At 74.4% G+C, this 10,887-nt stretch carries 1 pseudogene; it reads right to left on the bottom strand.

Annotation, left to right across the window (positions count from 1 at the left end):
• Window positions 1–10,879 (bottom strand): annotated as a pseudogene (locus ACZ3IG_RS36010) (hypothetical protein); the annotation flags it as partial.
• Window positions 10,880–10,887 lie beyond the last annotated feature (8 nt).

Here is a 10,887-nt window from a genome sequence, read left to right as displayed (position 1 = left end):
GGTGGGGGGTGGTGGGTGCGGGCTGGTTGTCGTCGGGGTTGCGGTGGGGTGCGGGGCGGTTGCGGCCGGGGGGTTGGGTGCTGGGGGTGTCCTGGAGGCTTCGGGGGGCGTGGGAGGTGGTGTTGGCAGGGGCAGGGGCAGGGGCAGGGGCAGGGGTGGTCGGGGTGAGGGGGCCCGCGTCGCTCGCGCTGTAGTGGTTGAGCCCCAGGTAGTGGACCTCCACGACCCGGCCGGCGGTGGGTGAGCCGACGCGGGTCACGGTGCCCAGGCCCGTGGAGGCATCGGGCCGCAGCACCTCCACCGTCAGGTCCAGGGTGTCGGCGAGCAACGGCAGGAACATCTCGCCCTGGTTGGTCTGCCACGAGGTGGACCAGTTCCGCACCGCGTTCAGCGCGTGGGCCATCTCGTCATCGGTGAAGGGCCGGGTGCTGTCGGCGTAGGAGGAGTCGACGACGGCCCGCAACTGGGCGTCGGTCAGCTCCTCCAGCGCGGGCAGACGGCCGGTGTCCCGCAGGTAGGCGAACATCGTGCGGACCCCCGGGTCGGCCGGGACGTCCGTCTCGCCCTCCGCCTCCAGCGCGGCGCGGTAGCGGGCGGCGAGATCGTCGTTGATGTCCTCCGGCTCCCGCACCCCGGCGATGCCGTACTGCTGGGCGACGGCGTCGAGCTGGGGCCGGTCCATGGTGGCGGTCCACTCGCTGAACCGCTGCGCCAGCGTACGCCGTACCTGGCCCACGACGTCCTGCGGCAACGGCCGTCCGCCCTGCCGCGCGTCGTGCAGCCGGCGCTCCGCCGCGGCGCGCAGGTGGTCGGCCGCGATCAGCAGGTGGGCGCGGGCCTGCCGGGCCGTGGGGGAGGTGTCGCCCCGAGCGGTCCGGACGAGCCCGGCGCGCACGGCGTCCGGGTCGCCCAGCCAGGCGTACGTCTGCGGGGCCGTGGTGCTCAGTCCCGGCAGCCGGTCGCGCACGCGCTGCGGGTCGGTGCCGATGAAGGTGTAGAGGATGCACCGGCCGTCGCCGGGCGTGGCGACGGAGTCGCCGCGCGGGGCACGGACCTGGAACGGCTCGGACGGCGGTGGCACGACGCCCTCGGTGCCGGTGTCCTCGTCCGTGCCGTGGTCGGAGGCGTCGTCGTCCTTCGGCGGGGCGTCCTTCGGCGGGGCCGGGGGCGGCTCGGGCACCGTGAGGGCGGTCTCCGCGTCGGAGTGGCCGTCGTCGGTGGTCGCGTCGGTGGTGTCGGTGGAGGTGTCGACGTCGGTGGTGTCGTCGGTGGAGGTGTCGTCTTCGGAGGTGTCGCCGTCCTGCGGCGTCGCCGGGATGTTGCCGGTGGACGGGCTTGCTCCGCGGGGGAGGCCCGAGCCCGGCCGGCGCGGGGGGATGGCGGCCAGTGCCGTGTGCGAGGAGGGCAGTGCGGCGGGGCCGGCGGACAGCACCGGCCCGGACACGCCGGGCAACGCGGTCTCCGCGGCCGCTCGCCGGGCGGCGGCGTCGTCGCGTCGGCCGAGGGCGTCGTCCAGCGCGGTGTCGATCTCGCCGAGCCGCTGCGCGGCCCGGTCGTGCGACTCCTGGGTGTCCTGGAGGAACAGGGCCGTGCCGTCGGCGTGCCCGCGTGCCGTTCCGGCGGTGGCGCGCAGGTCCCGCGCGGTGCTCACCAGACCGGGGCGCCGGTCCTGTGCCGTCGCCAGGGCCGCCTCGTCACGGGCCAGGGAAGTCTCGGTCCGCTGGAGGGACGTACGGTTCTGTGTCAACGTGGCGCGTACGTCGTTCAGTTCGGAGGTCAGTCGGTCGACCTCGGCGGTGGCCGCGTCGATCCGGGCGGCGAGCCCGGGGTCGACGGCGGGCGGCGCCGTGACCATGGAGCCCTGGTCCGCCGGCGCCGCTGCGTCCGCCGTCTCCGCCGTCTCCGCCGCCGCGTCAGCGGCCTGGGCGGCTTGGGCGGCCTGGGCTGCCTGGGTGTTCAGGTCGGTCAGGTGCGCGCCGGCCCTGCCCACCTGCTCGCCGAGCCGCGTCTCCTGGCGCTCGCCCCCGGCGATGGCGTCGGCCAGCGAGTCGACGGTGGCGTGGGCGTCGCTGATGGCCGAGGTGAGCGCGTCGATACGGCCGTCGAGGTCACGGACGTCCTGCTCGGCGCGGTCGGCGGCGGTCTCGGCGGCGGTGGCCGCCGCGTCGGCCTCGGTGGCTTTCGTACGGGCCGTGTCGAGCGCGGTGACCGCCGTGGACAGCGCTTCCGCCGCGTCGGGACGCAGGTCTCGCAGGTCGCGCTCGTCCGCGAGGGCCTGCTCGTGGTCGGCGGCGGCCCGGTCCAGCTCGGCGGCGACGGCCTCGAAGTCGCTCCAGGCCCGGTCCAGGGACGGGTCGCCGGAGGGGGGCACCGTGCCGTCCGTCCCCGGGGCCGGGCCCGGGGGCGTCGTCAGGGTGCCGTCCGGGTCGAACGACCAGATGCGCAGCCCCTCCGGACCGCGCGTGACCAGCTCCACCGGGTGGCCGGTCAGCCGTGCCGTACGGGAGGAACCGTAGAGGGCGAGGGCCAGCCGGGAGCCGTCCGGGTCGGTGCCGGTGGCCAGCCAGAACTGATAGCCGTCGTCGGCCGGGTCGAGTCCGGCGACGAGGGCCGACGGCACGTCGTGCACGGGCGTCGACGCCCACTGCGCCGGCCCGGCGCCGGTGTGCGCGTCCAGCAGCGCCGGCAGGTCGTACACCCGGGGGCGGGGACGCGGCACGGTGATGCCGTGACCCAGCGCGTCGCGCTCCTCGATGCGCAGGGTGGCGGTGCCGGTCACGTGCCGCACGCCGTCGGGCCCGGAGACCTCGATGTGCACGTCGGCGCGAACCTCGTAACTGCGGGTGCCGCGCCCGCCGTCGGCCGGGAGACTGGTGCTGCCGGTCTTCAGCCAGTCCCGGCGCGTGCCGGACACGTTGCTGCCGAAGTTGCTGGCGTCCACCGGCCGTTGCAGCACCGGCGGGGTGGCGCCGAGCAGGTTGCGGTCGGGGTCGTCGGCGCTCAGCACGAACGGCAGGGACAGCCCGGCGGTGGTGTCGCCGCCGGAGACGGTGCTGTCGCTGTCGAGGGTGACGCGCAGCCGGTCCATGGCCACGTCACCGCCGTCGGTGACCGGCCTCGGCCGGTACAGCGACACGGTCAGGGTGGGCGGCTCCGGGCCGTCCGACAGCGGGAACGCGCCCGGCATCGACGGCAGCATGCCGCCGGTCAGGCGCGGGGTGTCCAGCGTGACGGAACCGGCCTGGAGGAGTTCGCCGAGCCGGACCGAGGCGTTTTCGTCGGACTGGGAGGCGGGCACCGCGCGCCAGCCGCTGCCGGTCGCCGGGGCCACCTGGTCGAGCGCCGTGTAGAGCTGGTCCCAGGCGTCGAAGCCGTACACCGGCACGTTGCCGGTCGGGTGGAACAGTTCCGTGTCACGCAGCGGCGCCTGGCCGTTGTACAGCAGCCGAGGGTCGACGGACGACACCGAGGCGGCCACCGGGGGCCGGCCGTCGGCGGCGGGTTCGGCGCTCTCGCTGCCGGTGAAGCGCACGCTGACCAGGGCGGGGACCCGGGCCTGGGCACCGAGTTCGCCGGAGAGCGTGCGGCTGAGCCAGCTCCGGGTCGCGGCGTCGGCGTCGTCCCAGGCGATGACCCCGCGCTGGATCATCGCGCCGAGCACGTTGGGCGGCCAGTCCGTGACGTACGTGGAGCGGACCGTGGCGGTGAACTCGTACGCGAGGTCGTCGAAGTCGGCGGCGCTGTCGGTGCGCAGCCAGTACCGGTCCTCGGCGGTGCGGACCCGCTTGTCGACCTTGCTGGTCGCCGACGCCACTTGGACGGAGGGGCCGAGGCGGTCTGTGCGGTCGTCCATGTCGGGGCGGGTGAAGCGGGCGAGCGGGTTGCCGGTGAAGCGGTGCTGCCGGCCCGTCGTGGTCGTCGTCGACCGGCCCGCCGCCGTGTGCGAACCCCAGTTCTCGATGCCGGACTTGTCGCCCGGCACCGCGGTGCCGCGCCGCGCGGCCCGGTCGGCGACGCTGGTCGTGGGGCGGGCCGAGAGCGTGACCTCGATCAGGGACGCCCCGCCGAACCGGTGGTGCCGGAAGCTGAACCGGACCTCCCGGCCGCCGCGTCCGATCAGCGCCCGCTTGCCGGAGACGCTGGTGTGGTCGGCGATCAGCGCGGCGACACCGGGCAGGTAGGAGGCGTGGCCGGGGGTGGTGATGCCGGGCGCGAAGCGGTCGACGAGCTGCCGCACCTCGCGGTGCAGCCGGCCGCGCTGCTCGGGCGGGGCTGTGTTGTTCGCCGCGTCGGTGGTGCCGGTGGTGTCGGCAGTGTCGGTGGTGTCGGCAGTATTGGTCGTGTCGGTCGTGTCGGTCGTGTCGGTCCCGGTCGTGCCGTCCGTGGCGGCCGGGGCGAGTTCGGTGACCGAGGTGACCGTGGCCAGGCCGAGCGTGCCGTCCCGGACGTACCGGCTGGGCAGCGGCGGACTCTCCAGACCGGCGGGCGGCACGTCGGCGGGCAGCCCCTCGACGCCGCCCATCCAGCGCCGGTCACGCCGCAGCTGGCTCTCGGTCATCAGGAACTGCAGGCCGCGCGGTACGTCCACGGCGAGCGTGACGGCCGGCGAGGGACCGTAGCCGACGGTGTTGGCGAAGACGTTGCGGTGCCCGGAGCGGACGGTGATCAGATAGGTGACGTCGGCCGTGATCCGGTGCTGGAGGCCGGACTGGGTGGGGACGCGGTTGGTCACCGTCGTACTGATCAGGGTGTCCGACTTGTCTGTCTTGCGGTCGTACTGGTAGCGCCCGGACGGGGTGAAGCGGGACGGCTTGCGGGTTTCGGGGGCGGTGGGCCGCGCCGTGGAGGAGCCGCTGTCCGGGTTCGGCTCCGGGGTGGTGGCGGGGGCGGCGGGCGACGACGGGTTGTTCTGCGTCAGCGTGCCGGCCAGACCGAACCCGTGGGTCTTGGAGAAGCCCTTGGACTGCTGTGCCGAGTCGGCGGCGGAGATGCCCGTCTCCAGGTACTGGCTGACACTCTGCGCCAGCCGGGGCGTGTGGGCGACGGCCTGGATCTCCACCGAGACCTGTCCGTCCGCGCCGAGACCGGGCAGCGTCAGCCCGTCCACCACGTAGGTGCCGCCGAAGATCTGGTGCCCGCGGGCCACCAGCGACCCGGGGGAGAACGCCGTCGTACGGGACTCGGCGGCCACCGTGGTGCTGTCGTGGGGCGCGTTGCCGGTCAGCGAGCTGCCCAGGAAGCCGGCGAACCGGTTGAAAAGGGAGGAGACCGTACCGGGTGCGGGTGCGGGGGCGGGCACGCTGGCCGTCGACGTCGAGGTGTCCGTCGCCGCGTCGGGGAGGTTGCCGGTGACGATCCGTTCGAAGGCGTCCTGGAGCGCCGCCGAGCCGCGCACCACGTCGATCAGGGCGTCGTCCGGTATGCGCACCACGTCGGGGCGCGGCCGGCCGGAGGCGTCCGTCATGGCCGTCCGGTCGGTGTCCAGCGTGGTCACCGGGCGTACGGTGTGCGGCTCACCGGTGGGCGCCGGCTCCTCGGTGGGCACGGTCCGGTGGTGCGGCACGGCCAGCCGGACGGTGCCCCGTACGCCGTGCGGCGCGGGGTCCGGGCCGGCCTCCAGGTCGGCGGGGCCGTGCGGCGCGGGCGCCGGGGAGGCGAACCTGACCAGTGGGTCGGGACCGGCGCCCCGGTACAGGTCGAGGGTGAGCCGGGCCGGCACCGCGAACTCGTGCGTGTCCTGCCCGGTGCCGATGAAGAACTGGTCGTGGCCGACCGTGGTGACGGTGGTGTTCCCGAGCGAACCCTGCCCGGTCCACTGGTAGTCGCCGCTGCCGCTCACGGTCCACTGCGCGTGCGGTGTGGGAATGCTGGGCCCGCCGCCGAAGCCGGCGCCTCCGCCGTAGGTGTTGCCGAGGCGGGCGTTGGCGCCGCCCGCAGCCTGCGCCACGCCCTCCACCTGGATGCCGGGCAGCACCCTGGAGTGCCGTACGGGCTGCTCCGGGTCACGGGTCGCCCCCAGCACCAGCCGCACCCGCTGCCGCCCCGTCACCGAGGGGACCTCCAGGAACAGCGAGTGCCCGCCGTCCAGCACCGAGTCGGTCGCGGCCCGCAGCCCGAGCTGGGACCGCAGTTCGGCAAGGCGCCGCAGGTTGTTCAACTGCGCCTGCACCAGCGTCTCGTCGGGCAGCCTGCCGCGGCTCGGCGCGGTGGGCGGCGGCGGCAGGAAGCCGTTGTCGCGCAGCCAGGTCTCCGCCTCGTCGAACAGGGTGTCCGCGCCGTCCACCCCGAGCGGCGCGACGGACTGCCCCACCGACTCCAGCGTCGCCAGCTCGGGCGGCAGCGCGCGGACCTCCTCCTCGGTCGGGGCGTGCCCCCGGGCATCGTCCGCGCTGAGCATGCGCAGGTCCAGGCCGTGCCGCCAGTTTCCCGGCGTGTAGGCGGACTCGCTGCCGTCCGGCCGGATCAGGGTGAGGGTGTACGAGACGTCCGCCTCGGTCAGCAGGTGGCTGCGGTTGGTGCGCACCGCGTGCATGGTGGCCGCCAGCGAACTGGTGCCGAACGCGTTCTGCGCGCCGAGCTGGCCGGTGAACCGGCCGGAGAGGTTGCCGCCCAGGTTGCCGGTGGCGTCCGGGTGGCCCTGCGTCATGTCGGCGGTGAAGGACGGGCCCAGACTGCCGGTGACACTCACGCCACTGTTGAACGACGTGTTCTGGTCGTTCTTGACCGTGTTGACGAGGTGACTCTCCAGGTTGATCTTCCCGGCGATGCTCTTGGCCACCGGGGTGACGGGCGTGACCCGGGCGTCGAGCCGCACCATGCCGACGGCCCGGCCGTGCGCGTCGGTGAGCACCGGCGAGTACAGCCCGCCGTCGCGCTGCATCGGCAGCGTCCCGCGCAGCACCGGCTCGGAGAGGAAGTCCGCGAGCTGGGCCGACGCCGTGGGGTCGAGGTCGGCGCGGAAGTGGTCGGCGGCGCCCTCGTACAGCCGCCGCGGGTTCAGCACCGAGTCCACGCCGTAGACCGGCAGGTCGTCGAGGGCGGCCGGGGCGGGCAGTTCCTCGGTGGGGTCGGCGTCGGCGTCCACCAGGTGCTGCGGGAACCAGATCGTCACCGGTCCGTGCGGCTGCGCGGGACGCCAGTCCGTGGCGGGGTCGGGGGTGGCGCCGGGACCGGGCGGGTCCACGCGCACCTGCCAGTTGCCGGTGAAGTCGTAGGCCCGGGACGGCTCGTTGCTGCGCTGCGCGCTGGTGGTCTGCACGACCTGGGTGACGGTGGTGGAGCCGTCCGCCTGGTTGTGGGTCAGCGTCGCGGACAGGCCCATGTCCACCGAACGCACCGGGCCCGCCGCCTCGATGGGCACCGAACCGGTCCACGGCACCGGAACGGTCGAGTACGTTCCGGACGGCTGCGCCGAGACGATCTCCCGGGTGCCCTGTCCGCGCCGCTCCACGTGCTTGTCGGGGTCGCTGGTGTCGAGCGCGCCCTGTCGCGCGGACGGCCGGGCCCCGTCCAGGGCCAGCCGTACGTCGACCTCCCGGTCGGCGCCGTTGACCCGCAGGGTGATCCGGTGGCCACCCGCGCTGCGCAGGTAGGGCAGGTGGAGCGCCAGCTGCTCGGCCGACAGCACGTCCCGCAGCTGGGCGAGGACCGGGTCGCCGTCGTGCGGGGCGGGCCGGCCCAGCGCGGTGATCACCTGCCGGTGCACCGCGTCCACGACGTCCGGCGCGAACGGCTCCACGTGCACCAGACCCACCTGGCCGTCGTGCCGCCGCCCGTAGCCGCCGAGGTAGGAGGGGCGGGGGCCGTCGCCGGCCGGGGTCTCGGGCAGTGGCGTGGTGTCGCCCTCGGGGGAAGTGACGGTGAGGACCGGCACCTGGGGTGGCAGGTCGGGCGAGATGACGGTGGCGGTGGGGGAGAGGGGAGGCTCGCCCGTGGTGTCCGGCGCCGGGAGGTCGGAGGGGGTGGGAGTGGTGTCCGGGACCGGCGTGGACGTCGTCGGGAGCGGGACCAGGGGGATCGCGTCCGGGTCCGCGGTGACGTCGGCGGGCGGAGCGGCCGGGACGACCGGCGCGGGCGGGTCGGCGCCGTGCCGCGCGGCGACCGGGACGGGCGCGGAGGTGTTCTGACGGCCGCCGCCGGGGCGGTCGTCGGCGGGGTCGCCCACCAGGGCGCCGACGAGCTGGAGGTGACGGGGCCGCAGCCCGCCGGGCTGGTACGTCGCTCCCGGCTCGGGGAGGAGTGAGCCGGTGACGGCGGAGTGGTCGCCCATGAGGCTGTCGGTGCCGGCCCGCTGGGGCGCCGCGGGATCGAGGCCGCTCTCGTCACGCAGGCCGATCTGGTGGCCTATCTCGTGGGCGATGTCGGAGTCGGAGATGTCGGCGGGCCACGAGTGGTGGGTGGCGGGCACGCCGTCCGCCGGGTCGGTGAGGGTGACGTCGAGGTGCGCCGCCTCGCCGGGCGCGGCGGGGACGACGGTGACGTGCAGCCGGCTGCCGTCGGGCAGCAGGTGGCCGGGGGCGTTGAAGACCCGCTCGACTCCGGCTCCGAGCCGCTGCAGCACCCCGTCGACCTGCGGCCCGAGGCGCGGGTCGCCGGTCAGGCGGTAGGTGACGGTGAGATCGGTGACGGGTTGTCCGTCGTGCGTGAAGCGCCGTACGTCGAAGGAGGAACGCACCACGTACTGGGTTGCCCTGCCGTCCGGGCCGACGGGCTGGGAGACGGGGTCGACCCAGGTGTGGTTCCGCGTGGTCGGCACGGACGCGGCCCGCGCGTCGGCGAAACCGTCGGGCTGCGGGGCGGGGGCCGGTGCCGGGAGCGGGGTCAGGTCCACGACGGCGCCGGGGAGCGGGGCCGGGGCATGCTCCGGGGACTGGTGCATGTCCCGGCCCTGGTCCTGGCCCTGGTCCTGGTCCGGGCCGTGGTTCTGGTCCTGGTCCTGGTCCTGGTCCTGGTTCTGGTCCAGATTCGGGCTCGCGTTCGCGTGCGCGTTCGGTACGGAGCCCGGCTTCGGGAGATCGGAGGAGGTGACGGGCGGGGTGACGACGTCCGTGTTGCCGTCCTCCATGTCCGGCACGGTCAGCTCGGTGCCGTCCGAGGTGTCGCTCTGCGCGTCCCAGAGGTCGTCACTCGGGTCGGTGACGTCGCTGTCGGAGTCGCTGTCGGTGTCGCTGTAGGTGTCCGGATCGGGGTCGGACGCGTTGCCACCGCCGGTGGTGGCGACCGGCTTCGGCGGGGCGGTGGCGGCGCTGGTGTCGGCCTGCTGCCCCGGGCCCGTGGCGCGTGGGTTGCCGGTGCGGTCGGGATCGCCGGGCTGCGCGTTGCGGGGGGCGTCCGTGCCGTTGGTGGCGCCGTCGGGGGTGGTGGTGACGTCGCTGTCGGAGTTCTGCGGTGAGGATTGCTGGGGCGTGGTGTCGACGTCCTGGGTGTTGCTCTCGCTGCGCGGCTGGGGTGTCGTGCTGCCTGGCCGGGGGGTGCCGTTGGTGGTTGTCGGGTTTCCGCTGGTTCCGGTGTTGCCGCTGGTGGCCGTGTTGCCGCCGGGCGTGGTGTTCCCTCCGGTCGCGGCGTTCGAGAGGTCCGGGATGCCGCTCTTGGCGTCCAGGCCGTTGCCGTTGATGCCGGCCCCGGTGACGTCCGTGTCCAGGTCGGAGGACTGGGTGGGGGGTCGGCCCGTGCTGTTCAGCCCGTCGCGGTCGCGGTCGCTGTCACCGGACGCGGAGGTGCCCTTGCCGCCGACGCCGGAGTGGGAGGTGCCGTCGGACGAGGAGGAGTCGTCCTGCGCCGTGTCCGGCACGGTCAGCTCGGTGCCGTCCGAGGTGTCGCTCTGCGCGTCCCAGAGGTCACTCGGGTCGGTGACGTCGCTGTCGGAGTCCTGTGGCGAGGACTGCTGGGGTGTTGTGCTGCCGGGCCGGGGGGTGCCGTTGGTGGTTGTCGGGTTTCCGCTGGTTCCGGTGTTGCCGCTGGTGGCCGTGTTGCCACCGGGCGTGGTGTTCCCTCCGGTCGTGACGTTGGAGAGGTCCGGGATGCTGCTCTTGATGTCGAGGCCGTCGATGTCGATGTCGGCGTCGAGGCCGTTGATGTCGAGGCCGGTCAGGCCGGCGTCGAGCGGGCCGTTGCCGTTGATCCCGGCCCCGATGAGGTCCGCGTCCAGGTCGGAGGACTGGGTCGGGGGCCGGCCCGCGTTGTTCAGTCCGTCGCGGCCGCCGTCACCGGACGCGGGGGTCACCGGTCCTGAGGCCGGGCCCGGCCCGGACGTGCCGGTGCCCTTGCCGCCGTCGCCGGAGTGGGAGGTGCCGTCGGACGAGGAGGAGTCGTCCTGCGCCGTGTCCGGCGGGGTCAGCGAGTTCACCGCCGGCGGCGGGTTGATGTTGAACTTGCTGCCGAACGCCGCCGCGCCCTGTCCCAGATGCCGTTCGCTGACCGCGCTCAGTCCGCCGCCCAGGAACGTCATGGGACCGTCGGTGGGGAAGTGGAAGATGGCGGCCGTGGCCAGCTCGGCCAGCGCCTCCGCCCCGCCCTCGGTCAGGAAGTGATGGATGTCCTCCCCCAGTTCGTGCTTGAACCGGTCGCCCAGGCCCGGACCCGGAGTCGGGGTGGGAGTCGGGGTGGGGGTGGGTTTCGGGGTGGGGGTCGGGTCCGGTGTGGGGCGGGGAGTGGGGGTGGGGTCCGGCCTGGGGTTCGGCCTGGGGTCGGGGGTGTCGTTCAGGAGGTGGTCGTCGAACTTGTCGTTGAACTTGTCGCCGTTGCCGTTGCCGTCGAGGTCCTTGAACGGGTTGTTCCGGCTGTCCCAGATGTCGCGGTAGTGGTTCTTCAGGCCGTTGGCGATGTCGTTCAGGAACCCGTGGAAGAGGCCGGTGAACGCGCCGAAGACACCGTCCTGCACGATCTGCG

It is taken from the genome of Streptomyces sp. NPDC016677 (assembly GCF_055562815.1).
Note: the sequence above shows the minus strand (reverse complement) of the source record. Positions and strands in the feature narration are given on the sequence as shown.